Raw genomic sequence first — 23939 nt, 5'->3', positions numbered from 1 at the left:
TCTCGAACTTCGACCTATGACGAGGTCAAGCCGTTTTCAGGAACTCGTCCACCTCCGCGAGCGCCGCCGCGCGCACCGGCTCCGGTGACAGGAACAGGTCGTGCATGCCTGCCTTGATCTCGACGACCTTGACCGATGATCCGATCTTCGGACCCCACTTGCGCATGCCCTCGACGTCGAGCACCGCGTCGGCCTTCGCCACGTCCTCGCTCCACTCGCGAGCGTTGAGCATGCTCTTGTCGGAGTGCAGCACGAGCACCGGCACGCGCACGTCGAGTCCCTTGTGGACCTTCTCCTGGGCGATCAGGACCGCGCGGATCCACCCGGCCAGCACGGGGAATCCCGCGAGAGGCTTCCACTTCAGGTCGAAGTCCCACTCGCCGTTGCGCGAGCTGTGGATCGCCGACCCGTACGCCTCGCCGAGGTTCGCGCGGATCTTGGCCTTGGGCGCGACCCGTCCGACCAGCTTCACGACCTGCCGCATGAACGGCGGCTCGACGACGTCGAGCCACGGGCTGTTGAGCACCAACGCGTCGATGAGGTCGCCCGCGCGTCGTTCGTGCGCCCACAACGACGTGGTCAACCCGCCCGTCGAGTGCCCCATCAGCACGACCCGCGAGTGTTCTTCGCGAACCTTCGCGATCGCGGCGTCGATCTCCTCGAAGTACACCTCGATGTCGGTCGTGTAGTTCGGCAGTTCGCCGTCGAGCATCGAACGCCCGTATCCGCGCAGGTCGACGGCGTAGAAGTCGTAGCCCTGAGCTGTGTAGTGCTCGGCAACGTGCTCCTGGAAGAAGTAGTCCGCGAAGCCGTGCACGTAGAGGATCGCGCCCCGGTCGTTGGCCGCGGCACGGCGGCGGACCAGGGTGGCTGACGCTCCGCCGCGCAACGGCAGAACGGTGGTGTCTTCGTCGCTGCTCACCGCGCAAGTTTGCAACGGACCTGCGCCGATTCCGTGCAGCCTTGTCCGGATCGTGTCTAACCTGGATGGCGTGACGGGGGATATTGAGCAGTCGTCGAGGGTGCGGTTCCCGGGCATCAGCCCGCGCGCCTATGAACATCCTGCCGACCGAGGCGCCCTAGCGGTGCTGAGGGCGGTGCCCGCCGTGGCGCCGATCCTCAAGGCGGTCGCCGGAGCCTTCACGGAACGGGGTGAGCGCCTGCTCCAGGTGGCGTCCTCCGTGCGCGTGGGCCCGAAGCAGTACCCGCAGCTCGACCGCATCCGCAACGAGGTGGCGGCGGCGTTCGACCTCGCGGAGGTGCCGGAGCTCTTCGTCGAGCGCAGCGCGGGCGCCTACGCCTACACCTACGGCATCGACAAGCCGTTCATCGTGATCAGCACCGGCTCGGTCGACCTGCTCGACAACGAGTCGCTGCGGTTCGTCATCGGCCACGAGATGGGCCACGTGATGTCGGGCCACGCGCTCTACAACACGCTGCTGCGCAGGCTCATCGACCTGACCACGTCGTTCGCGTGGGTGCCCGCCGGCGCCATCGCCATGCGCGCGGTCATCGCGGCGCTGCGCGAGTGGCAGCGCAAGACCGAGCTCTCCTGCGACCGCGCGGGCCTGCTGGCCTGCCAGGACCCGCAGGCCGCGCTGCGCACGCACCTCGCGCTCGCGGGCGACCTCGGCGGCCAGGTCGACATCGCGTCGTTCCTCGCCCAGGCCAGGGAGTACGAGGAGGTCGAGGACATCCGCGACAGCCTCCTCAAGCTCCTGCACACCGAGACCCGCACGCACCCGCTCGTCGTGGTGCGCGCCGCCGAGCTGCAGCGCTGGTCCGCGAGCGAGGAGTACCGCGAGATCCTGACCGGCACGTACCCGCGCCGCGAGGACGACCGGCCGACGAACAACCTGACCGACGACATCAAGGGCGCAGCCCGGTCGTACAAGGAGTCCATGAGCACCTCCGCCGACCCGTTGATCAAGACCATCAACGACATCGGCGAGACGGTCGTGGGAGCCGCGGGCAGGATGTGGAGCAAGGTTGCTCCGAACGGCTCAGCGGAGTAGCTACCATCTGGAGTCATGAGACGACTCCTGGTGCTGGTTCTCTGCGCAATGCTGGGCCCGACCGGTGTCGCCGCCGCCGACGTGCAGGTCGTCGGCGGCGAGCGCGCCTCCATCGAGGCCAACCCGTGGGCCGTCTTCCTGACCGACGACCACGGCGGCCAGTTCTGCGGCGGCACGCTCGTCGCGCCCACGAAGGTGCTCACGGCCGCGCACTGCGCGCTCGGGCGCACGCCCAAGGACCTGCGGGTCGTCGCCGGCCGCGAGGACAAGCTCGACCGCGACGCCGGGGTGTCGGTGATGCCCGAGTCCCTCTGGATCCACAAGCAGTACGTCTCCGCCGACCAGGGCGAGGACGTCGCGGTCCTGACGCTGGGCGAGGCGCTGCCGTACACGCCGCTGCCGTTCGCCGAGGTCGGCGACCGGGCCCTCTACCAGCCGGGCACGGAGCTGCGCGCCCTCGGCTGGGGCCGCACCGTCGAGAACGGCAGGACCTCGCGCTACCTCATGCAGGCCACGGTGCCGGTGCTGCCGGACGACACCTGCGTCGACGCGTACCCGCAGTTCGTGAAGGCGGACATGTTCTGCGCCGGGTTCGCGGGCGGCGGGACCGACACCTGCCAGGGCGACTCCGGCGGGCCGATCGTCGCGGGCGGCAAGCTCGTCGGCGTCACGTCGTGGGGCGAGGGCTGCGCGCGCAAGGGCAAGCCCGGCGTCTACGTGCGGATCTCCCGGTACGCGAAGGACCTCCACCCGGTCGTGGACGCGCCCCCGGCCGTCGAGCCGTAGCCGGACGTGCGAGCCTGGCCGGCGTGGTGAACCTGCGACCGGTCCTGCGCCGGGCCAGACCGGACGAGGCGGACGCGCTGAGCGGCCTGGCACTGGCCTCGAAGGCGCACTGGGGCTACGACGAGGCGTTCCTGGCGTCCGTGCGGGAGGAGCTGACCTTCCGCGCGGACGACCTGGCGGAGCGGCACGTCGTGGTCGCCGTGCTGGACGGCGACCTGGCCGGGTTCTACAGCCTCGACGGCGAGCCCCCGCACGGCGAGCTGGGCAACCTGTGGCTGCGGCCGGACCGGATCGGCACCGGTCTCGGCCGGGTGCTCTGGGAGCACGCACTGACCGAGGCGGCCGCGGCCGGGTTCGAGCACCTCGACATCGACGCGGAGCCGTTCGCCGAGGGCTTCTACCTCAGGATGGGCGCCGAGCGGATCGGCGAGACGCCGTCGGGGTCGATCCCCGGCCGGGTGCTGCCGCGGCTGCGCGTCAGACCACGAGACCGACGGACATCGTGAGGAAGGCGGCCGCGCACACCGCGTCCAGCGCCGTCGTCACGCCCGGTCGCTTCAGCCGCCCGGCGACACGCGAGGCCGCCAGCACGATCATCAGCTCCCAGATCGCGGCGAGGCCCAGAAACACGATCGCGAGCATTGTGAGCTGAGGCGCCGGTTCACCCGATCCGATGAACTGCGGCAGGAACGCGAGCGAGAACAGGATCATCTTCGGGTTCGTGATGTTGGTCAGGAATCCCTGCCGGAACGGCCGGTCGCCCACGACCTCCTCCTGCTCGCCGCCGGACCTCCTGAGCAGGCCGCGCGTGATGGAAACCGCGAGGTAGAGCAGGTAGGCGGCGCCGATCCAGCGCAGCGCCGTGAGCACCATCGGATACCGCGCGAGCACCACACCGAGGCCTGAGATCACCAGTGCCACCTGCACCGCCGCGGCCGAGTGGATGCCGCCGAGCGCGAGCAGGCCGGCGCGGGTGCCGGAGCGCAACGACGTGCGCAGGAGCAGGAACGCGTCGACACCGGGGGTCACGATGACGACCGCGCACGCGATGAGGAAGGCCGGAACCTGGCCGAAGTCGAACAACACCGTACATACCCCCGTGATCTAGAACACTGACCGCAAAATCTCCGGCCTGACGCGACACTAACACGAGAATCTTCGGTTTTGACGCCGTCCTAGCGCGATCGCTACCGTAGGTGACCGATCGTCCACCTGGTGCAACGAGGAGTGGTCCGTGAGGGGTAAGCGAGTTGCCGTGCTGGTAGCGGCGATCGCGCTGGTCAACGGTGGTTCGACGGCGGATGCGATCGTCGGGGGGACACCCGCGCGGGTGGCGGACACCCCGTGGGTTGTGGCCATCACCACCACGGACGGTCAGCTGATCTGCGGTGGCGCGCTCGTCGCCCCGGACAAGGTCATGACCGCCGCGCACTGCGTCACGAACAAGGGCGTCATCGGCGACAACCAGCGCCGGCCGGAGCAGCTGCGCGTGGTCGCGGGCCGCACGGACCTGCGGGTGAAGGACGAGGGGGTGGACGCCCCGGTCGCCGGCGTGTGGCGGCACCCCGAGTACCGCGAGGTCACCCGGGGCGACGACGTGGCGGTGCTGACGCTCGCCCGAGCGCTGCCGTACCGGACGATCGCGCTCGGCGAGGTCGGCGACGAGGGCGTGGTGCTCGGCTACGGCCGCACCGCCGAGAACACCCCGCCGGCCATGACGCTGCGCAAGGTGTCGGTGCCGATCCTGTCCGACCAGGAGTGCGCGCTGAAGGAGCCGGACTACCGGCCGGGCGCGATGCTGTGCGCCGGACGGGGCGGCAAGGACGCTTGCACGGGCGACTCGGGCGGCCCGCTGGTCGTGCGCGGGAGGCTCGCGGGCGTCGTGTCGTTCGGCCGCGGGTGCGCGCGTCCGGACGAACCGGGCGTCTACACCAGGCTGGCGAACTACCGGTCCGTGCTCGGCTTCTGATATCCAAGGTTCGGTGCGAACCACACCTTTTCCCGCCACCCTGCGGCGGCAGTGGGGGCTCGATCTGAGCCCCGGCCAGCTCTACGCCATCCTGCGGCTGCGCCAGGACGTCTTCGTCGTCGAGCAGAACTGCGTCTACTGCGACGTCGACGGACGCGACCTGGACCAGGGCACCCGGCACTTCTGGCTGGAGGCGGAGGGGTCGCACGACCCGATCGCGTACCTGCGGCTCCTCGAGGAGCCCGGCGGCACGTTCCGCATCGGGCGCGTCGTCACCGCGCGGATGGCCCGCGGCCAGGGGTTCAGCCGCAGGCTCATGCTGGCCGCGCTCGTCGACGTCGGCACCGCGCCGTGCGTGCTGGACGCGCAGACGTACGTGGCGCCGTTCTACGCCTCGTTCGGCTTCGTGGCCGAGGGCGAGGAGTTCATCGAGGACGGGATTCCACACCTGCGGATGCGGCGCACTCCCTGATCACGCGCACCGCGCGCTCGATGTCCGCCTCGGTCAGGTCGGCGCGCGCGGTGAGCCGCAGCCTGCTGATCTGGTCGGGCACCGACGGCGGCCGGAAGCAGCCGACGATCACGCCGTTCGCGCGGCAGGCCTCCGCCCACCGCAACGCCTGCTCCGGACCCGGCGCGCGCACGCTGACCACGGCGGCCGTGGGCGTGCTGGCCTGGAACCCGGCTTCCTTCAGGCGGTTGCTCAGGTCGTGCGCGACCGTCAGCGCACGTTCGGGGCGGTCCGGCTCCTCGCGCAGGATCCTGATGGCCGCGAGCGCCGCCGCCGCGCTGCTCGGCGCGAGACCGGTGTCGAAGATGAACGTGCGCGCGGTGTCGATCAGGTGCTTGATCACGCGGCTCGGGCCGAGCACCGCGCCGCCCTGGGCGCCGAGCGACTTGCTGAGCGTCAGCGTGGTGACGACGTCCGGCGCCTTGATCAGGCCGGCCTCGGCGACCGCGCCCCGGCCACCCGGTCCGACGACGCCGAGCCCGTGCGCGTCGTCGACGACCAGGCCGGCCCCTGTCGCGCGGCAGGCCTCGTGCAGCTCGGCGAGCGGGGCGATGTCGCCGTCGACGCTGAAGACCGAGTCCGTGACGACGATCGCGCGCCGCTTGCCGCGGGTCTCCAGGGCATGCCGGACCTTGCCGACGTCGCAGTGGTCCGCGACGACGACGTCGGCCTTCGACAGGCGCGTGCCGTCGATCAGGGACGCGTGGATGTGCTGGTCGGCGACGATCGCCGTGCCGGGACCCGACAGCGCCGTGACCGCGCCGAGGTTCGCCATGTACCCGCTGCTGAACACCAGTGCCGACTGCGCGCCGCAGAAGTTCGCGAGCTCGAACTCCAGCTCGTTGTGCAGCTCCGTCGACCCGGTGACCAGGCGCGATCCCGTCGAGCCCGCACCCCACTTGAGCGTGGCGGCGGCCGCGGCACCCGCGACGCGCTTGTCCTTCGCGAGGCCGAGGTAGTCGTTGCTCGCGAGGTCGAGATCGGTCGAGTCCGCCTTGCGCGGCCGCACCCGTCGGGTCAGACCCGCCTTGGCGCGCGCTTCCGAGCGGACGTCGATCCAGTCGAACGTCGCCTCACCGCTGGTGGACACTGCCTCGGTTGTGCTCACGGTCACCGACTGAGTCTCCCATCCGCCGACTAGCGTGCCGCTCGTGGACCTGTTCACCTTCACGCGCGCCGAGCTCACCTCACCGGTGCAGTTCCTCGACGGCCGCTGGGTGGTGTCCGCCCACGACGACGTGCGCGCCGTGCTGGCCGACCCGGTCACGTACCTGCCCGACAACGCGCTGACCGCCGTGACGCCCGTCGCGCCCGCCGCGCTGCGCGCCCTGGTGAGGGCCCGCTTCTCGCTGCCGCCGACGCTGGCGAACAACAGCTCGTCGTCGCACACCCGCCTGCGGAAGCTGGTGGCGTCGTTCTTCACACCGGCCCGCGTCGCCGCGGCGGAGCCTCGCATCCGATCTCTGGTTCGGGAACGGCTGGGTGGCGCGGATCTCGTGCGCTCGCTCGCGTGGGACCTGCCCGCCATCGTGCTGATGGACCTGCTCGGGCTGGAGAACGTCGACATCCCGACGTTGAAGCGGTGGAGCTCGGGGTCGCTGGAGTTCTTCTGGGGTTCGTTGACGCCGGAACGCCAGATGGAGCTGGTCGACGACGTCGGCGAGTTCCACCAGTGGCTGGTCAAGCGCTACCACGCCCGGGACGGCGAGCTGTTCCGCGCTCTGGCCGACGCCGGTGTGTCCGCTGAGGACTCCGCCGGTCTCTGCTACTTCCTGCTGATCGCGGGCCAGGAGACCACCACCCAGCTGCTGTCCACGGCGCTGCGCCGCGCTCTGCAAGACCGCGCGTTGTGGGCACGGCTGCCGTTGCCCGGTGTGGCCGAGTCCTTCGTCGAGGACGTGCTGCGGACCGAGACCCCCGTGGTGACCTGGCGCAGGCTGACCGCGCGCGAGGTGGTGCTGTCCGGCGTGCGCGTCCCGGCCGGCGCGGAGCTCGTGTTGCTGTTGAGCGGCAAGGAGACCGACTCCCGCCACCTGGCGTTCGGGTACGGCCGCCACTTCTGCCTCGGCGCCGGCCTCGCCCGGCTGGAGGCGGCGGTGACGTTGCGGACGGTGGCGTCGCACGAGCCTTCGCTGGAGCTGGCGGACCCCTCGCCGGAGTGGCTGCACCTGCTGTCGTTCCGCGCGCCGAAGTCGGTGGCCGTCAGTCGCTGACCTGAGGTTGGATGCGGTGGTGATGAACCGCCAACTCTCGGGTGTCCACAAGAAAACCCTGCTGGAGGCGCTCGGCCCGGTCCCGGACGTCGACCCCGACCGCTACGGCGACGGCGGCCCGGTGGGAGCCCTGGAAACCCGCGTGGCCCAGCTGCTCGGCACCGAGGCAGCGCTGTTCGTGCCGACGGGGACGATGGCCCAGCAGATCGCGCTGAGGTGCTGGGCCGACCGCACCCACAACCCGATCGTCGCCATGCACCCGCAGGCCCACCCGCTGCACCACGAGGACGACGCGCTGACCGTGCTGTCCGGGCTGCGGCCGATCAAGGTCCGCAACTCCGACGTGGGATCGTGCCCCGAGCCGTACGGGACGCTGCTGCTGGAGGTGCCCGACCGCGAGGCCGGGTTCGTCCTGCCGACCTGGGACGAGCTGACGTCGTGGGTGGATGCCGCTCGTGAGCGGGACGCGGTCGTGCACCTCGACGGCGCGCGGCTGTGGGAGAGCACGTTCGGGCTGGGCAAGCCGCTGCCGGAGATCGTCGGGCTGTTCGACTCGGTGTACGTGTCGTTCTACAAGTCGCTGGAGGGGATCTCCGGGGCGGCGCTGGCCGGGTCTGCTGACTTCGTCGAGCAGGCTCGGGTGTGGCGGCATCGGTACGGCGGGATGCTGTTCCAGCAGTGGCCTGCTGCTTTGTCTGCTTTGCACGGGTTGGACACCGTGTTGCCCCGGTTGGGGTCTTATGTCGCGCACGCGAAGGTGGTGGCTGCGGCCATGGGGCTGCCGGAGCCTGATACGCACCAGTTCGCGTTGCGGTTGAGCGGGGATCCTGCTCGGTTGACCGAGGTCAGCGGGAAGTTCCTCGGGTCTTTTTGGCCGGATGGGACTGGGGTGGGGGCGAAGACCGAGGTGACGGTGGCTGGGCCGGCGTTGGAGTGGACCGGTGACGAGGTGGCTTCGGCTTGGGAGGAGTTCCAGAGCTTGATCTGAGGACATCCCACTACCTCGATCGTGTACGGGCGGGTTCTGCCACCATCTGGCCTCCGTTGTCGAAGCAGGGGGCAGTGCGGCGTGACCGGCCATGTGTTCGTGGACGAGACGAAGGAAAAGGGCTATCTCGTCACCGCGGCAGCCCTGGTGTCAGGCGATCTCGCGGCCGCACGTCGGACCGTGCGCGGTCTGATCATGGCCAACCAACGGCGCATCCACTTCCACAAGGAGTCGGACCAGCGCCGGAAGCAGATCCTCGACGCGGTCGTCGAGATCGCGCCTGCCGTCACGATCTACGACGGGTCGGGGTGCGCACGCCGCCGGCAGCGGGACGCGTGCCTGGTCCACCTGGTCGCGGACCTGGCGAAGTCCGGTGCTTCGATGCTGGTGCTCGAACAGGACGACTCGGTCCTCGATGCCGACAAGAAGCTGCTGTACCGCACGGTCCGCGAGCAGGGCTGCCACGAGATGCTCGTCTACCGGCACCACCGAGCCCACGAGGAGCCGTTGCTGGCACTGCCCGATGCGATCGCGTGGTGCTGGCACCGCGGTGGCCATTGGAAGAAGCGCGTGCAGCCACTGGTCGAGGCAGTGCACGTCCTCTGAAACCGCGAAACCCGGCCCACCCACCGTCCGGAAGGCTGCCGGGTCCACTTCGCAGCGCTACTGCGACTGCGCACCGCAACGATACCGCACTTCCCGAGGCGATGTCGCTCACCTGGCTGTTGGTCCTGCCCCCGCCGAATGCGACGATGCCGGGGCTGTGAGGGGAGCGCGAGGAAGCCGGTGTGAATCCGGCGCCGTCCCGCGACTGTGACCGGACCCGCTCCGGGAGTCAGGAACTCGTCCCCCTCGTCACTCGACCGACCACGGGCGTGGACACCCGAGGAAGGACTTCACCGCGCATGTTCCCCTTTTCGGCTGTCGTCGGACATGACGACCTCCGGCTGGCCCTGCTGTTGAACGCCGTGCACCCCGGCATCGGTGGTGTTCTCGTCCGCGGCGAGAAGGGGACCGCGAAGTCGACGATCGTGCGTGCCCTCGCCGCGTTGCTGCCGGAGCTGGAGATCTCCGCGAACTGCCGTTTCGGCTGCGTACCGGGTACGGCGGACTGCCCCGACGCGCCGCACGACGGGGTGGAACGGCGAGCCGCGAAGCTCGTCGAGCTGCCGGTTGGCGCGACCGAGGACCGGCTGGTCGGGTCGCTCGACCTGGAGAAGGCGCTGACCGAGGGCGTGCGGGCGTTCCAGCCCGGGTTGCTGGCGGCGGCGCATCGGGGCGTGCTCTACGTCGACGAGGTCAACCTGCTGCACGACCACTTGGTCGACCTGCTGCTCGACGCTGCGGCGATGGGGCGTGCGCACGTCGAGCGCGAAGGTGTTTCGGTGTCGCACCCGTCGCAGTTCCTGCTGGTCGGGACCATGAACCCCGAGGAGGGAGAGCTGCGGCCGCAGCTGCTCGACCGGTTCGGGCTCACGGTCCAGGTCAAGGCGGCGCGGGACGTGGGGGTGCGTGCGGAGGTCATCCGGCGGCGGCTGGCCTACGAGGCGGACCCCGTGACGTTCGCGGCGAAGTGGGCGCACGAGGACGTTGCGCTGAAGCAGCGGATCGCGGACGCCAAGGCGAAGCTGCCCGAAGTGTCCCTTCCGGACGGTGAGTTGCGCCGGATCGCCGCCGTCTGCGCGGCTTTCGAGGTCGACGGGATGCGGGCGGACCTCGTCGTCGCCCGTGCCGCCACGGCCCACGCTGCGTGGCGCGGGGCGAGCGAGGTCGAGGAGTCCGACGTCGAGGCTGCGGTCAGGCTCGCGCTGCCGCACCGGCGGCGGCGCGACCCGTTCGACGAGCCCGGTATCGAGGAGCAACAGCTCGAGGACGCCATGCGCCAGGCGGCCGAGCACGCCGAGGAGCAGGAGGACGGGCCCGACGACGACGGGCCCGGTGGCGGTGAGCTGCCCGAACCCCAGGAAAGTCCCCGAGATGCTCCGAAGGGGAACGGGAACGCGCCCCAGGAGCGGCCGGCGCCGGAGCCGTCGCCCGCGTTCAAGGCGCGGATGCTGGAGGTGCCCGGAGTCGGCGAAGGCGCGCCCGGCAAGCGGTCCAGGGCCCGTGCGCGCACCGGCCGCGTCGTGCGGTCGTCCACAGTGGACGGAAGTGGGCTGCACCTGGTCGACACGCTCACGAACGCGGCGCCGCACCAGGCGAGCCGCGGACGGACGGGTCCCGGCCTGCTCCTCACGGCGGCAGACCTGCGCAAGGCGGTGCGGGAGGGCAAGGAGTCGAACCTCGTCCTGTTCGTCGTCGACGCCTCCGGCTCGATGGCGGCGCAGAAGCGGATGTCGGCCGTCAGCGGCGCGGTGATCTCGTTGCTGCGCGACGCCTACCAGCGCCGCGACAAGGTCGGTGTGGTCACGTTCCGCGGTAGCCAGGCCGAGGTCGCGTTGCCGCCGACCACCTCCGTCGACGCCGCGGCCACGAGGCTCAAGAAGATGCGCACCGGAGGCCGCACCCCGCTCGCGGACGGTCTGCTGAAGGCCCACCGGGTGCTGGAGATCGAACGGCTCCGCGACTCGCGCAAGCGTCCGCTCGTCGTGCTGCTGACCGACGGCCGTGCCACGTCGTCCGGACTCGGTGGTGACCCGGCCAAGGACGCGCTGAAGGTCGCCGGTCTGCTCGAACAGACCGCCGTCGTGGTCGTGGACTGCGAGCAGGGCCACGTCCGGCTCGGTCTCGCGCAGAAGATCGCCGAGGCGCTGCACGGCACCTGCGTGCGGCTCGACCAGCTCAGCGCCGACCACCTCGCCGGCGTCGTCCGGGCAGCGTGAGGAGAGACCGATGCCCCAAGGACAACCGACCGAGGTTCCGAAGGACGGCCTGACCACCCGTCAGCGCCGCAACCGCCCGCTGCTGATGCTGCACACCGGTGAGATGAAGGGGAAGTCGACGTCGGCGTTCGGCCTGGCGCTGCGCGGCTGGAACCAGGGCTGGGACATCGGCGTGTTCCAGTTCGTGAAGTCCGCCAAGTGGAAGGTGGGCGAGGAGTCCGCGTTCAAGGCGCTCGGCCGGCTGCACGACGAGACCGGCGAGGGCGGCGCCGTCGAGTGGCACAAGATGGGCGAGGGCTGGTCCTGGACCCGCAAGCAGGGCACCGAGGACGACCACGCGGCCGCCGCGCGCGAGGGCTGGGCGGAGATCGCGCGCCGGATCGCCTCCGAACGCCACGGCCTCTACGTGCTCGACGAGTTCACGTACCCGCTGCACTGGGGCTGGATCGACGTGGACGAGGTCGTGGAGACGCTCGCGAACCGGCCGGGCCACCAGCACGTGGTGATCACCGGCCGGTACGCGCCGCAGCCGCTGGTCGACGCCGCCGACCTCGTGGTGGAGATGACCAAGGTCAAGCACCCGATGGACGCCGGGCAGAAGGGCCAGCGGGGGATCGAGTGGTGAACCGGCTGGTCGTCGCCGCCCCCGCCTCCGGCAGCGGCAAGACCACCGTCGCGACCGGACTGATGGCCGCGTTGCGCCACGCCGGGTCGCGGGTCGCGCCGTTCAAGGTCGGCCCCGACTACATCGACCCGGGCTACCACGCGCTCGCGACGCGACGTCCCGGGCGCAACCTCGACCCGGTCATGGTCGGCGAGCACCGCGTCCCCGGTCTGTTCGCGCACGGCTCCAGAGGCTGCGACATCGCCGTCGTCGAGGGTGTGATGGGCCTGTTCGACGGCCGCGTCGACACCGCGGGCATCGGCTCGACCGCGCACGTCGCGAAGCTGATCAACGCGCCCGTGCTGTTCGTCGTGGACGCACGCGGGCAGAGCCGGTCGCTCGCGGCGCTGCTGCACGGGTTCCGCGGCTACGACCCGACGGTCCGGCTCGGGGGCGTGATCCTCAACCAGGTCGGGTCCGAGCGGCACGAGCAGGTGCTGCGGTCCGCGTGCGACGAGGTGGGCCTCGACGTGCTCGGGGTGCTGCCGCGCGATCCGCAGTTCTCCTTGCCCTCCAGGCACTTGGGGCTCGTGACGGCGGCGGAGCACGGGTCGGAGGCGGTGTCGGCGGTCGACGCCATCGCCGCAGCGGTGGCCAAGCACGTCGACCTCGACGCGGTGCGCGGGCTGGCCAGGTCGGTGCCGTCCATGGCCGTCGCCCCGTGGGAACCCCAGGTCGACGCGGTCGCGGACGAGCCCGTGATCGCGGTGGCGGGCGGTGCGGCCTTCACGTTCGGCTACGCGGAACACGTCGAGGTGCTCAGGGCGGCGGGTGCGGCGGTGGCCGTCGTCGACCCGCTGAACGACGAGGACCTGCCGGCGGGCACCGCGGGCCTCGTGCTGCCGGGCGGGTTCCCCGAACAGCACGCGGAAGCCTTGTCCGGCAACGTGAAGCTGCGCGACGCGGTGGCCCGGTTCGCTCGATCGGGTGCCCCGGTCCACGCCGAGTGCGGTGGGTTGCTGTACCTCGCGAGGTCGCTCGACGGGCACCCGATGTGCGGCGTGCTCGACGCCGAGGGGTTCATGACGCCGAAGCTGACGCTGGGCTACCGCGACGCCGTGGCGTCCGCGAGCTCGCCGCTGCACCTGCCCGGCAGCCGCGTGACCGGCCACGAGTTCCACCGCACGCAGCTGTCCACACCGCACTCCGCCCCGCCCGCGTGGCACTGGCGCGGCGTCGACTCTCGGCCGGTCGCCGAGGGGTTCGTGACCGGTGGTGTGCACGCGTCGTACCTGCACACCCACCCGGCCGGCGACCCGGAGTCGGTGGCGCGTTTCGTGCGGGCCTGCCACCCGTTCGTGGCGGGATCGGCAGGCGGTACGGTCAACGCCTAAGCCTCTCTCCCCAACCCCCCTGTGGAGCTGTCGTGACGACGACCGGTCGGGTCTCCTTCGTCGGCGCCGGTCCCGGTGCCGCCGACCTCATCACCTTGCGCGGTGCGCGCCGCGTCGCGGAAGCCGACGTCGTCATCTGGGCTCCCAGCGCGGTCGACGCCGAGTGCGTCCGCGAGCACGCCCGCGCCGAGGCCGAGCTGGTCGACTTCTCGCGCGTCACGCCCGAGGAGATCACCGACCTGTACCGCCGCGCCGCAGCGTCCCGGCAGACGGTCGTGCGCCTGCACGCGGGCGACGCCGCGACGGGTGGTGGCGTGCAGGAGCAGCACGACCTGTGCGTGCGCCTCGGCCTCGACGTCGAGGTCGTGCCGGGCGTCTCGGTCGTGGCCGCCGCCGCGGCCAAGATCGGCAGGGAGATCACCTCCACCGAGGCGTCGTCGGCCGTGCTGATCTCGCCGGAGAGCAGCGAGAAGGTCCGCGAGTTCGCCGCGCTGCAGACCACGATGGCCGCCACGGTCTCGGGCGCGCGCGTGGGGCAGTTCGTCGAGAAGCTGCTGGAGGGCGGGTACACCGCCGAGACGCCGGTCGTCGTGGCGTACAAGGTGAGCCAGGCCGACGAGGTGGTCGCGCACACCACGGTCGGCGAGCTGGAGTCGGTGGTGAAGCAGCACAAGCTGTACCGCCCGACGCTGTTCCTGGTCGGCACCGCGGTGAAGGCGCCGACCCGCCGCGTCTCCTCCTCGGTCGGCACCTCCGTCGACGAACCGCTGCGGGCCGCCCGCCCGAGCCGCTGGTCGCGCAGGGCCGCCTCGCGCATCGCGACGCGCACCGACGAGCCGATCCCGGCTCCCGCGCCCGTTCCCGCCGCCGGCACCGCCGCCGCGGAGCCCAACCCCGCGTGGACAGCGGTCGAGGAAATACAGCAGTCCGTCCGCAGGCCCGCCGAGGAGCCCGCGCCCAAGCCGAAGCTGACCGTGGTCGCGGCCGAGATGCCGAAGCCGCCGACGGTGCGCGCCTCGACATCGGCCCAGAAGAAGAAGCCGGCTCGTAAGCCCCACAAGCGCACCGCCGGCAACTGATGTCCGTCGAAGCCCTGCGGGAGGCAGCGGGCCGTCCGGTCGAGGTCGTCGACGCCGCGGACGGTCTGCGCCCGGCGCTGAACGTGTGCCGCGCCCGGTCCGCCGTGGTCGTGAAGCTGGCCTCGGGCATCGGCCCGGCCGAGGTCGGCGCGGGTGTCGCGGGCTGGCGCCGCTCGCTGGTCGTCTCGGACGGCGACGAGCTCGTCACGGTCGACCCGCGGGACGCGGTGACCCGCCGCTGGACCGCGCCCGACGCGGTGCTGTGCCTGGCGGACACCGAGTTCCTGCGGTCGAACGACGGCTGGGCGCTCCCCGAGGACGCGTTCGGCAGCCGCACCCACGTCCTGGGTGCCGAGGTGCGCGCGTTCGTGCTGGCCCGCCTCGCCCCGCGCCCCGGCGTGCTGGTGTGGGACGTGCTGGCCGGGTCCGGCGCGGTGGGCGTGGAGTGCGCCCGGCTCGGTGCCGCGGTGATCGCGGTCGAGCCCGATCCCGTGCAGTGCGTGCGGATCATCGCGAACGCCTCCGCGCACGGCGTCGACGTCCGCGTGGAGGAGAGCGAGCTCGACACGTCCGCGCTGCCGCGGCCGGACGCGGTGTTCGTCGGTCGTGGCGATCTCGCCGCGGTGAAGGCGAGCGCGGCGGTGTCCGCGAAGCGCGTGGTCGTCGCGACGGAGAGCGTGGACGAGATCGTGCCCGCCAGGGACGCGCTCCAGGCCGCCGGGTACGAGGTCGAGGGCGTGCACTGGACGGCGTCGAGGCTGCTCGACTCGGGTTTCGCGCCGGCCGTTCCGGTGACGGTGTTGTGGGGTACCAAGAAGTGAGTGCCGCGGACCGCGCGGCCGTCGAGCTGCGGGGAGCGCGGGCGTGATCGGTGTGTTCGCGGGACCGGCGCAGCGCGGTGACGCCGCCGACCTCGCCGGTCTGCTCGGTTCGGACGCCGTCGTCCCCGACGGTCCCGTCAAGCCCGCCGCCCTCACCCTGTGGTCCCGGCTCGGCGCGGCGGTGTTCTTCCTGGACGCGGGGTCCGCGGTCCGCCTGATCGCGCCCCTGTTGCGGGACAAGGACTCCGACCCGGCGGTCATCTGCGTCGACCAGCACTTCGTGGTCGCGCTCGCGGGTGACGCGGACGACCTGACCCGGCACATCGCGGACGTGCTGAACCTCGCGCCCGTCGTCACCGGCGGCCCGTTGATCGACTCGGTGCTGGACGAGCTGGTCGAGCAGCTCGACGCGACGGCCGACGGCGATGTCGCGGCGTGCGTCGCGGCCATCGAGGCGGGCGAGAAGGTCGTGCTGCGCAACCCGTTGGGCTTCCCGCTGCCCGCGCTGCCGCCGAACGTGGTGGCGGGCGGCGAAGATGCGACGTGGGTGATCGTCGTCGACGACCGGGCCGCCGCGGCGAAGGACAACGTGCTGCGGATCGTGCCGCGCACGCTCGTCGTCGGCGTGGGCTCCACGCGGGGCGCGTCGGCCACGAGCGTCGGCGCGGCCCTGTCGGAACTGGACGCCCAGGGCGGGCTGGACCTCCGCGCCATCAAGGCGTTCGCGACGGCCGACGTCAAGGCGGACGAGCCGGGCATCGTGGACGCGGTGGAGGACTGGGGTTTCTGGCACGGCGACACCGCCGAGCTGCTGACGTTCCCGACCGAGGAGCTCGCCGAGATCGGCGTGCCGAACCCGAGCTCGGTGGTGCGCAACTCGCTGGGCACCGCGAGCGTCGCGGAGGCGGCGGCGTTGCGCGGCGCGCGGCAGGTCGGCCACGGCGCGCCGGTCGAGCTGGCGGCCGAGAAGTTCAAGCGGGACAACGTGACCGTGGCCGCGGCACGGGTGCTGCCGCGCGGGCGGCTCGCGCTGGTCGGGCTCGGTCCCGGCCCCGCGGAGGAACGCACGCCGCGCGCGGAGGCGGAGATCCGGCGGGCCGCGTTCGTGGTGGGCAGCCCCGCGGCGGTCGAGTCGGTCGGCCCGATCCTGCGCTCCGGCACGGAGATCCGCCACGAGGGTGCGTCCGAGTTGGCCGCGAGTGGGGCGGCGGTCGCATTCGTCGCTTTCGGAACCGGGCCAACGCTGGACATTCCGGTCGAAGCCGACGTAATTGTTGTTCCCGGAGTGTGGGAGCGCTGACGTTTTTCCTTCTTTCGTAGGGTCTCCGTCGAAGTTTTCCCGATTAGCGTCGCCATGCACACGGCCCACCCTGCTCGGGCCCGAAAGCACTGGAGACCGACATGAGAGCCCGTCGTCTCGTCGCGGTTGCCTGCACCGCAGGTGTCGCACTGTCCCTGCTCACGGCCAACGCCCAGGCCGCCGCGCCCAAGGAAGGCCTGCGCCTGCTGGCGGTGCGCGACTCCCTGACCGCCACCCACAGCTGGTACGAGCAGACCTTCGACGGCAAGGCCGTGCTGGGTGCCTACTACGTCGAGCACGTCGACAAGGCGACCGGTGTGAAGACCGTGGACGACGGCCGGCTCGCGGTCGGCTCTGTCGACGTGACGCCCGCCGTCAGCGCGGAGGACGCCAAGGCCAAGTCCGCCGGTGTGCCCGAAGGCGCGAACCTCAAGGTGCTGCCGGGCACGGGCCTCGTCTACGAGGTGATCTCCGACAACGGCAAGGGATCCGAGCGCACGCTGGTGCACGCGGAGTCCGGCGCGGTCGTGCGGTCCGAGAGCCTGGTCAAGCACGCGAACGGCACCGGCAAGGTGTTCAGCCCGAACCCCGTCGCCTCGCAGCAGAACCAGAACCTCAAGGACGCCAACGACGCCGACTCCGCCGTGCCCGCGGCGGCGTACAAGACCGTCACGCTGTCCGATCTGGACGGTTCCGGGTACCTCAAGGGCAAGTACGCCACGGTGACCGGCGCCAAGAGCAAGCTCGCGTACAACAAGAGCAACAAGTTCGAGTACACGCGCGCCAACGACTACTTCGAGCAGGTCAACGCGTACTGGGGTGTCACCGAGGCGCAGAAGTACATCCAGAGCATCGGTTTCACGAACGTCAACAACGAGCCGCAGAAGATCACCACGCTCGGCCTGACCGACGACAACTCGTTCTACGACCCGTCGAAGGACCAGATCACGTTCGGCACCGGTGGTGTCGACGACGCCGAGGACGTCGAGGTGGTGTGGCACGAGCTCGGCCACGCGATCCAGGACGCCCAGGTGCCGGGCTTCGGCTCCAGCACCGAGGCGGGCTCGATCGGCGAGGGCTTCGGCGACTGGTGGGCGCTGATCATGTCCTCCCGCGACGCGCAGGACACGGCACTGACCCCGTTGGCGTGCATCATGGACTGGGACGCCACGGCGTACACGACCGAGACGCCGCACTGCCTGCGCCGCACGGACACCGAGCTGAAGTACGCCGACCGCGACGGCGAGGTGCACCACGACGGGCAGATCTGGTCGCGCGCGCTCTTCGACGTCTACAAGAAGTTCGGCCGCGACAAGGCGGCGAAGATCGTGCTGGAGGCGCAGTTCTCGTACTCGCCGTCGACCACGTTCTCCGCTGCCGCCAAGGCCACCGTCGCCGCGGCCAAGAAGCTCTACGGCGACGCGGACGCCGCCGCGGTGCAGGCCGCGTTCACCGCGCGGGGCATCGCCTGAGTCAAGTGTGAAGTCGAGTTTGTCCGACTAATGGCGGTTACGCCGTTCATTCCGGTCCGGTGACGCTGTGTGTGCTAGTGCTCCACTCCCTGCACACACAGCGTCATCGGGAAGGACTGGCAACATGGCGAAATCCCTGCATCGCCTGATCGTGTCCGTCGTGGTCTCGGCTCTCGCGAGCATCTTCTTCGCCGCTCCGGCCGCCCACGCCGACGAGGTGTCACCGATGATCGTCGGTGGCACGCGGGCGAGCACCTCGACCTACCCGTGGGTGGTCTACCTGGCCTCCACGTCCGGCTCGCAGTTCTGCGGCGGCACGCTCGTGAAGACCAACAAGGTCGTCACCGCGGCGCACTGCGTGAAGGGCAGCTCGGCCTCCAGCGTGCGCGTCGTGCACGGCCGTGACGACAAGCAGAGCACCGCGGGCACCGTCGCGAGCGTGACGAAGATCTGGGTGCACCCGAGCTACACGACCGCGACCGCCGGCTACGACGTGGCCGTGCTGACGCTGGACCGCACCATCAGCTCGGCGACCCTGCCGCTCGCGACCACGTCGGACACCTCGCTCTACGCGGCCGGCAACTCCGCGCTGATCCTCGGCTGGGGCACCACGTCCTCCGGTGGCTCCGCCTCGCGGTACCTGCTGCAGGCGAACGTGCCGCTGACGTCCGACTCGACCTGCAAGACCGCGTACTCGCAGTACAGCAACAGCTCCATGGTCTGCGCGGGCTTCCCGCAGGGCGGCACCGACACCTGCCAGGGCGACTCCGGTGGCCCGCTGGTCTACGGCGGCAAGCTCATCGGCGACACGTCGTGGGGCCGCGGTTGCGCCGGTGCCGGTTACCCCGGTGTGTACGGCCGCATCGCGACCTACAACTCGGTGATCACCGCTCAGCTGTAAGACGGTTCGGTTGCAGGGTGCGTGCCACGGCGCGCACCCTGCTCCTTATGTCTGACCTAGAGGTAATGCCGGAGGACTGGTCGAGCGCGCTGGTCGTCGTCGCTCACCCCGACGACATGGAGTACGGCGGTGCGGGCGCTATCGCGCGTTGGACCGCCCAGGGCAAGAAGATCGCGTACCTGCTCGCGTGCCGTGGTGAAGCCGGCATCGACTCGATGGACCCCGCGGAGTGCGGTCCGTTGCGCGTGGAGGAGCAGATCGCGTCGTGTGCTGTCGTGGGCGTGACCGACGTCGAGTTCCTGGACCACCCGGACGGCCTCATCGAGTACGGCATCCCGTTGCGCCGTGACATTGCGGCCGCGATCCGCCGCCATCGGCCTGAGGTCGTGATCACCGGCAACTTCCGCGAGAACTGGCCCGGTGGCGGCGGCTTGAACATGGCGGACCACATCGCGGTGGGACGTGCCGCCGTCGACGCCGTGCGCGACGCGGGCAACCGGTGGCTCTTCCGGGACCTGGGGCTGGAGAAGTGGGACGGCGTCAAGTACGTGGCCGCGGCGTCCTCGCCGTTGGCGACGCACGCCGTGGACATCACCGACTCGTTCGACGCTTCGGTGGCGTCGTTGCGCGCTCACAAGGCGTACCTGGATGCGCTGAGCGGGGACATGGCGGACCCGGAGCCGTTCCTGAGGCGGATGGCCGAGGCCGTGGGGACCCGGTTCGGCGGCGTCCTGGCGACCTCTTTCGAGGTCCTGCCGCTGTGACCATGTTCCCTTCGGCTGGACACGGCCTGTCGCGTGTGGATGCTTCTACGCATGCCCTTTGAACAGCACTACCTGGCCGGCCTCGACCTCCGGGGCCGGCGCGTCCTCGTGGTCGGCGGCGGCACGGTCGCGCAGCGCCGGCTGCCCCGCCTGATCGCGTCCGGCGCCGTCGTCGACCTCGTGTCGCCCGCCGTCACGCCCGCCGTCCAGGGCATGGTCGACGCGGGGGAGCTGACCTGGCACGAGCGACTGTTCGAGGCCGGTGACGTCGAGGGCGCTTGGTACGTGGTGGCGTGCACGTCCGACATCGAGGTGAACGCGCAGATCTCGGAGGAAGCGCTCTCGCAGCGTGTGTTCTGCGTGCGCGCGGACATCGCCGTCGAGGGCACGGCCGTCACACCGGCCAGCGGGATGCACGACGGCATGATGATCGGTGTGCTGGCCGGTGGGGAACACCGGCGGTCCGCCGCGGTCCGTGACGGCCTCCTGGCGGCGTTGCGCGACGGTCGCATCGCCGACCAGGCCGCCCCGCCCGTCGGCGTCGCGCTGGTCGGTGGCGGCCCCGGCGACCCCGAGCTGATCACCGTGCAGGGCAAGCGCTTGCTCGCCCTCGCGGACGTAGTCGTGGCGGATCGCCTGGCGCCCCGCGAGCTTCTGGGGGAGCTGCCGGCGCACGTCGAGGTCGTGGACGCGGCGAAGATCCCCTACGGCCGCGCGGCGACGCAGGACTTCATCAACCAGACGCTGGTCGACCGCGCCAAGGAGGGCAAGTTCGTCGTCCGGCTGAAGGGCGGCGACCCGTACGTCTTCGGGCGCGGCTTCGAGGAGCTGCTGGCGTGCGCCGAGGCCGGCATCCCCGTGACCGTGGTGCCAGGCGTGACGTCGGCGTTCGGTGTGCCCGCGTTGGCCGGTGTGCCGGTCACGCACCGAGGGGTTGCACACGAGGTAGTCGTCGTCTCCGGACACGTGGCACCCGACGACCCGCGTTCGCTCGTCGACTGGCCCGCGATCGCACGGCTCAACGGAACCGTCGTGCTGATGATGGCGGTCGAACGAGCCGGTGCGTTCGCCACGGCACTGATGGAGGGCCGCCCCGGCTCGACCCCCGTCGCCGTCGTCCAGGAAGGCAGCACGGCCGCCCAGCGCGTGCTGAAGTCCACTTTGGACTCGCTGGCCACCGACATGGCCGAGCACGCCATCCGCCCGCCCGCGATCATCGTGGTGGGCCCGGTCGCCGACATTGCGTCAGCAAATAGTTAGGTAAGTTTCTTTACAAAAGCCGCCCGCCCGGTGGACTCTTGCTCGCACGCCGCCAGAGTCCACCCTTCCGCGGAGGCACGCATGAAACGCGTCCTGTTCCTGGCGGCAGCCATCCTGCTCGCGATGTCCGGTGCGTCCCCGGCGCACGCGGCGTCCCAACAGGTCTTCTGGACCTTCTACGGCTGGTACGACAACACCCCGCCCGGCGGCGACATCGCCTACCCGCAGCTGCACGACACGGCAGGCGGCAAGGGCACCTGGTCGGACCCGATCACGTTCGCGACCTCCAGCAAGGAGGCCAAGCCCGGCACGAAGATCTACTTCCCGCGCGTGAAGAAGTACTTCGTCATGGAGGACTCCTGCTCCTCCTGCGAGCAGGACTGGAACGGCAACGGCCCCAACGGCGGCCCGCGCCTGTGGCACTTCGACGCGTGGATCGGCGGCAAGGGCGGCAACGCCATGAACGCCATCGACTGCGAGGACGCGCTGACCGACTACCACGACGACGGCAAGCCGGTGCTGGAGGAGACGATCCTCAACCCGCCGTCGAACCTGACCATGGACCCGACGCCGATCTTCGACACCTCGACCGGCGAGTGCTACGGCGGCGCGAAGCCCAAGACCACCAACGGCGAGTACAAGAACGTCTCGACCGGCAAGTGCCTGCAGGGCGGCGCCTCGGGTGCACAACTCACGACCGCCACGTGCACCGGCGCGGCCTCGCAGCAGTTCAAGTTCCACGGCGCGTTCATGGAACAGGGCTCGCCGCAGCTGTGCACCACGTTGTCGTCGGGCAAGGTGCTGCTGAAGAAGTGCGACGGCGGCCCGGCGCAACAGTGGTCCGTCAACCCGAACCAGACCATCTCGGACATGCAGTACAACACCAAGTGCTACCGGGACGCGTCGGGGAAGGTGACGGCGGCGTCGTGCTCGGGTGACGCTGCCAAGTGGACGTTCACGGCGGCGAGCTGACCAGGCGAGGCCGCTCCCCGAACCGGGGGAGCGGCCTTGCCCTACGCTTTCGAACCGTGCTGGTGCTGCTTCCCCCGTCGGAGACCAAGGCGATCGGCGGCCAGGGCGCGCCGCTCGACCTCGACGCGCTGTCGTTCCCCGAGCTGAACCCCGTGCGCGACAAGCTCGTGTCCGCGCTGACCGACCTCGCGCTGGACGTGCCGGCGAGCCTCAAGGCGCTCGACATCTCCGAGCGGCAGGTCGACGAGGTGCATCGCAACGCGGCGCTGCGCACGTCCGAGACGACGCCCGCGTTGCTGCGCTACACCGGCGTGCTCTACGACAACCTCGACTTCCCGTCGTTGAAGAAGGTCGAGAAGGAACGCGCGTACCAGCGGCTCGCCGTGGCTTCGGCGTTGTTCGGGGTCGTGCGCGGTGGTGATCCCGTGCCCGCCTACCGGTTGTCCGGTGGGAGCGCGTTGCCGTCGCACGGGAGCTTGCGCACGGTGTGGAAGCCGTCGTTGGAGCCGGTTCTGCGGGACGCCGACGAGTTCGTCGTCGACCTGCGGTCCGGTGCCTACTCGAGCCTCGCGCGGGTTCCGCACGCCGTCGTGGTGCGGGTGGTCACCGGCGAGGGCAAGGTCGTCAGCCACTTCAACAAGGCGCACAAGGGGCTGCTCGCTCGCGCCATCACGACCACGAGCGTCGAGCCGGGCGACCTGAAAGGCCTGGTCAAGCTCGCGAAGAAGGCCGGGCTGACGCTCGTGCCGACCGGCGAGAAGACCGCGGACCTGATCACCGGTTAATTCGGTTGCGGCCGGTGGGGGTCGCCGGGCAGTCTTCTGCCTCGAAGCGTCGAGCCGGATCGAGGAGGTGCGTGATGTCAGAGCCTGTCTTTGGACGTGGCACCGCGTTCGCGACCCGTCCAGCCGCCCTTCGCGCCTGATCAGCACCGTTTGATCGCAGAGCGCCGGTGGGGCGGTCACCTTCACCTCCCCGGGAGATCCCACCGTGCGCGAGCACGATCTTTTCGAACGCTACGAGTCTGCTTTCGACGGCGCCGAGGACACCATGCGGCGCAAGGGAAAGCGCACCAAGTCCCGGCTCGACGACGCGGAACCCACACGTCGCGGCCGCATGACCGAAGAGGAGAAGCTGCGCGTCGCGCGAGTGCGCGAGGACCAGCTCTCGTCGGCGGACACCCCCGAGGACGGCGACCGCTGGTCCACGTGGGGCGATGCCGACCAGGGGCCCAAGCCGCACCCGAGCTGGGTCATCACCGAACTGGCCGCCGTGGACCGCGAGCTCGGCATCGTGAAGACCGGCAAGGAGGCCGACGTCTTCCTGCTGGAACGCGCGCTGGGCGACAGGGCGTGCCTGCTCGCCGCCAAGCGCTACCGCAGCAACGACCACCGGATGTTCCACCGCGACGCGGGATATCTGGAGGGCCGCCGGATGAAGAAGTCCCGCGAGACGCGGGCGATCGCGAACCGCACCGCGTTCGGGCGCAACCTGATCGCGGAGCAGTGGGCCGTCGCGGAGTTCGCGGCGCTCGCCAGGCTGTGGCAGATCGGCGCGCCCGTGCCGTACCCGGTGCAGCGCAGCGGCACCGAGCTGCTGCTGGAGTTCATCGGGGACGGTGAGGGCAACGCCGCGCCGCGGCTCGCGCAGACCCGTCCCGGCGAGGACGAGCTGCTCGACCTGTGGCGTCAGCTGGTCGCGACGCTGACGACGCTCGCGGACGCCGGGCTCGCGCACGGCGACCTGTCCGCGTACAACCTGATGGTCCACGAGGGCCGGTTGGTCATGATCGACCTGCCCCAGGTGGTCGACCTCGTCGCGAACCCGCGCGGCGTGGAGTTCCTCGACCGCGACGTCCGCAACGTCAGCGGCTGGTTCGCCTCGCGCGGCCTCCCGCCGGAGATCGCGGACCCGTCCTCGCTGGTGGCGACGCTGCTGGAGGTGGCGGGGATGTCCTGAGCGGGGTGGGGGGGGGGGGGGGGGGGGAAAAAAAAAAAAGAGAGGAAAACGCCGGGGGAGGAAGAAGGGAGGGGGGGAGAACAGAGGAAAGGGGAGAAAGCAGGGGCAA

The 23939-nt window shown here is 70.8% G+C and carries 24 protein-coding genes and 1 riboswitch; of the genes, 21 read left to right on the top strand and 3 right to left on the bottom strand.

All coding sequences use genetic code 11. The annotated features are described in order from the left end of the window. Positions 1-25 precede the first annotated feature (25 nt). Entirely contained in the window at positions 26-922 is an 897-nt protein-coding gene (locus ACFWV3_RS40610) for an alpha/beta hydrolase (RefSeq protein ID WP_382419274.1), read from the bottom strand. Between the two features lie 70 nt (positions 923-992). Here ACFWV3_RS40610 and ACFWV3_RS40605 point away from each other — a divergent pair, with 70 nt between their 5' ends. The 3 genes from ACFWV3_RS40605 to ACFWV3_RS40595 are packed head-to-tail and all read left to right on the top strand — an operon-like array spanning position 993 to position 3307. Further along, positions 993-2015: a M48 family metallopeptidase gene (locus ACFWV3_RS40605; protein ID WP_382419273.1), complete on the top strand. Its 1023-nt coding sequence runs from the start codon at positions 993-995 to the stop codon at positions 2013-2015. 15 nt (positions 2016-2030) lie between these two features. Further along, the gene (locus ACFWV3_RS40600) at positions 2031-2801 is read left to right on the top strand and encodes a S1 family peptidase (RefSeq protein ID WP_382419272.1); all 771 of its coding nucleotides are present in this window, start codon (positions 2031-2033) and stop codon (positions 2799-2801) included. A 23-nt stretch (positions 2802-2824) separates the two neighbouring features. Continuing rightward, positions 2825-3307, top strand: coding sequence for a GNAT family N-acetyltransferase (locus ACFWV3_RS40595; protein ID WP_382419271.1), 483 nt, complete (start codon positions 2825-2827; stop codon positions 3305-3307). Here ACFWV3_RS40595 and ACFWV3_RS40590 read toward each other — a convergent pair. Beyond that, positions 3279-3887, bottom strand: a complete 609-nt coding sequence (locus ACFWV3_RS40590) for a LysE family translocator (RefSeq protein WP_382419270.1) — start codon at positions 3885-3887, stop codon at positions 3279-3281. The genes ACFWV3_RS40595 and ACFWV3_RS40590 overlap by 29 nt on opposite strands. A gap of 148 nt (positions 3888-4035) precedes the next feature. Here ACFWV3_RS40590 and ACFWV3_RS40585 point away from each other — a divergent pair, with 148 nt between their 5' ends. Next, a complete protein-coding gene (locus ACFWV3_RS40585) occupies positions 4036-4770 on the top strand; it encodes a serine protease (protein WP_382419269.1) in 735 nt (244 codons plus the stop codon). A gap of 13 nt (positions 4771-4783) precedes the next feature. Beyond that, positions 4784-5242 carry a GNAT family N-acetyltransferase gene (locus ACFWV3_RS40580; protein ID WP_382419268.1) on the top strand — a complete coding sequence of 153 codons (459 nt, stop codon included), beginning with the start codon at positions 4784-4786 and terminating at the stop codon, positions 5240-5242. Here the strand turns inward: ACFWV3_RS40580 and ACFWV3_RS40575 are convergent. Continuing rightward, the gene (locus ACFWV3_RS40575) at positions 5196-6395 is read right to left on the bottom strand and encodes an 8-amino-7-oxononanoate synthase (protein ID WP_382419267.1); all 1200 of its coding nucleotides are present in this window, start codon (positions 6393-6395) and stop codon (positions 5196-5198) included. The genes ACFWV3_RS40580 and ACFWV3_RS40575 overlap by 47 nt on opposite strands. Before the next feature lie 37 nt (positions 6396-6432). Between ACFWV3_RS40575 and ACFWV3_RS40570 the strand changes: the two genes are divergently transcribed. The 16 genes from ACFWV3_RS40570 to ACFWV3_RS40495 all read left to right on the top strand — a co-directional run bounded on the left by ACFWV3_RS40570 (position 6433) and on the right by ACFWV3_RS40495 (position 23830). Then, complete coding sequence (locus ACFWV3_RS40570) at positions 6433-7494, top strand: hypothetical protein (protein ID WP_382419266.1); 1062 nt, start codon at positions 6433-6435, stop codon at positions 7492-7494. A gap of 22 nt (positions 7495-7516) precedes the next feature. Beyond that, a complete protein-coding gene (locus ACFWV3_RS40565; protein ID WP_382419265.1) occupies positions 7517-8482 on the top strand; it encodes a threonine aldolase family protein in 966 nt (321 codons plus the stop codon). Between the two features lie 81 nt (positions 8483-8563). Further along, positions 8564-9088: a hypothetical protein gene (locus tag ACFWV3_RS40560; RefSeq protein WP_382419264.1), complete on the top strand. Its 525-nt coding sequence runs from the start codon at positions 8564-8566 to the stop codon at positions 9086-9088. 135 nt (positions 9089-9223) lie between these two features. Beyond that, positions 9224-9348, top strand: a riboswitch (cobalamin riboswitch). A 39-nt stretch (positions 9349-9387) separates the two neighbouring features. Next, complete coding sequence (locus ACFWV3_RS40555) at positions 9388-11304, top strand: putative cobaltochelatase (RefSeq protein ID WP_382419263.1); 1917 nt, start codon at positions 9388-9390, stop codon at positions 11302-11304. Positions 11305-11314: 10 nt separating this feature from the next. After that, positions 11315-11929, top strand: a complete 615-nt coding sequence (gene cobO, locus ACFWV3_RS40550) for a cob(I)yrinic acid a,c-diamide adenosyltransferase (protein WP_382419262.1) — start codon at positions 11315-11317, stop codon at positions 11927-11929. Beyond that, positions 11926-13302, top strand: coding sequence for a cobyrinate a,c-diamide synthase (locus tag ACFWV3_RS40545; RefSeq protein WP_382419261.1), 1377 nt, complete (start codon positions 11926-11928; stop codon positions 13300-13302). Before cobO ends, ACFWV3_RS40545 begins: the two co-directional genes overlap by 4 nt. A gap of 32 nt (positions 13303-13334) precedes the next feature. Next, positions 13335-14381 carry a cobalt-precorrin-4/precorrin-4 C(11)-methyltransferase gene (locus tag ACFWV3_RS40540; protein ID WP_382419260.1) on the top strand — a complete coding sequence of 349 codons (1047 nt, stop codon included), beginning with the start codon at positions 13335-13337 and terminating at the stop codon, positions 14379-14381. Then, positions 14381-15202: a hypothetical protein gene (locus tag ACFWV3_RS40535; protein ID WP_382419259.1), complete on the top strand. Its 822-nt coding sequence runs from the start codon at positions 14381-14383 to the stop codon at positions 15200-15202. The genes ACFWV3_RS40540 and ACFWV3_RS40535 overlap by 1 nt, the downstream gene beginning before the upstream one ends. 43 nt (positions 15203-15245) lie before the next feature. Further along, complete coding sequence (locus ACFWV3_RS40530) at positions 15246-16502, top strand: cobalamin biosynthesis protein (protein ID WP_382419258.1); 1257 nt, start codon at positions 15246-15248, stop codon at positions 16500-16502. 101 nt (positions 16503-16603) lie between these two features. Beyond that, on the top strand, positions 16604-17974 hold the full coding sequence (locus ACFWV3_RS40525) for a M36 family metallopeptidase (RefSeq protein ID WP_382419257.1): 1371 nt from the start codon (positions 16604-16606) through the stop codon (positions 17972-17974). A 124-nt stretch (positions 17975-18098) separates the two neighbouring features. Beyond that, positions 18099-18875 carry a S1 family peptidase gene (locus ACFWV3_RS40520; protein WP_382419256.1) on the top strand — a complete coding sequence of 259 codons (777 nt, stop codon included), beginning with the start codon at positions 18099-18101 and terminating at the stop codon, positions 18873-18875. A 47-nt stretch (positions 18876-18922) separates the two neighbouring features. Continuing rightward, positions 18923-19639 (top strand): PIG-L deacetylase family protein, encoded by a 717-nt coding sequence (locus tag ACFWV3_RS40515; RefSeq protein ID WP_382419255.1) that lies wholly within the window; start codon positions 18923-18925, stop codon positions 19637-19639. 51 nt (positions 19640-19690) lie between these two features. Then, positions 19691-20899 carry a uroporphyrinogen-III C-methyltransferase gene (gene cobA, locus ACFWV3_RS40510; protein ID WP_382419254.1) on the top strand — a complete coding sequence of 403 codons (1209 nt, stop codon included), beginning with the start codon at positions 19691-19693 and terminating at the stop codon, positions 20897-20899. 81 nt (positions 20900-20980) lie between these two features. After that, complete coding sequence (locus tag ACFWV3_RS40505; RefSeq protein WP_382419253.1) at positions 20981-21871, top strand: hypothetical protein; 891 nt, start codon at positions 20981-20983, stop codon at positions 21869-21871. Between the two features lie 56 nt (positions 21872-21927). Further along, positions 21928-22656: a peroxide stress protein YaaA gene (yaaA, locus tag ACFWV3_RS40500; RefSeq protein WP_382419252.1), complete on the top strand. Its 729-nt coding sequence runs from the start codon at positions 21928-21930 to the stop codon at positions 22654-22656. A gap of 205 nt (positions 22657-22861) precedes the next feature. Continuing rightward, entirely contained in the window at positions 22862-23830 is a 969-nt protein-coding gene (locus tag ACFWV3_RS40495; RefSeq protein WP_382419251.1) for a serine protein kinase RIO, read from the top strand. The last annotated feature ends 109 nt before the right edge of the window (positions 23831-23939 follow it).

The organism is Lentzea sp. NPDC059081, from assembly GCF_042738015.1.
Taxonomy (GTDB): Bacteria; Actinomycetota; Actinomycetes; order Mycobacteriales; family Pseudonocardiaceae; genus Lentzea.
Note: the sequence above shows the minus strand (reverse complement) of the source record. Positions and strands in the feature narration are given on the sequence as shown.

Coding starts and splice junctions, on each gene's coding strand:
- ACFWV3_RS40515 (WP_382419255.1), top strand. CDS start 18,923: ATGTCTGACCTAGAGGTAATGCCGGAGGACTGGTCGAGCGCGCTGGTC.
- ACFWV3_RS40535 (WP_382419259.1), top strand. CDS start 14,381: ATGTCCGTCGAAGCCCTGCGGGAGGCAGCGGGCCGTCCGGTCGAGGTC.
- ACFWV3_RS40555 (WP_382419263.1), top strand. CDS start 9,388: ATGTTCCCCTTTTCGGCTGTCGTCGGACATGACGACCTCCGGCTGGCC.
- ACFWV3_RS40600 (WP_382419272.1), top strand. CDS start 2,031: ATGAGACGACTCCTGGTGCTGGTTCTCTGCGCAATGCTGGGCCCGACC.
- cobO (WP_382419262.1), top strand. CDS start 11,315: ATGCCCCAAGGACAACCGACCGAGGTTCCGAAGGACGGCCTGACCACC.
- cobA (WP_382419254.1), top strand. CDS start 19,691: ATGCCCTTTGAACAGCACTACCTGGCCGGCCTCGACCTCCGGGGCCGG.
- ACFWV3_RS40525 (WP_382419257.1), top strand. CDS start 16,604: ATGAGAGCCCGTCGTCTCGTCGCGGTTGCCTGCACCGCAGGTGTCGCA.
- ACFWV3_RS40565 (WP_382419265.1), top strand. CDS start 7,517: ATGAACCGCCAACTCTCGGGTGTCCACAAGAAAACCCTGCTGGAGGCG.
- ACFWV3_RS40505 (WP_382419253.1), top strand. CDS start 20,981: ATGAAACGCGTCCTGTTCCTGGCGGCAGCCATCCTGCTCGCGATGTCC.
- ACFWV3_RS40520 (WP_382419256.1), top strand. CDS start 18,099: ATGGCGAAATCCCTGCATCGCCTGATCGTGTCCGTCGTGGTCTCGGCT.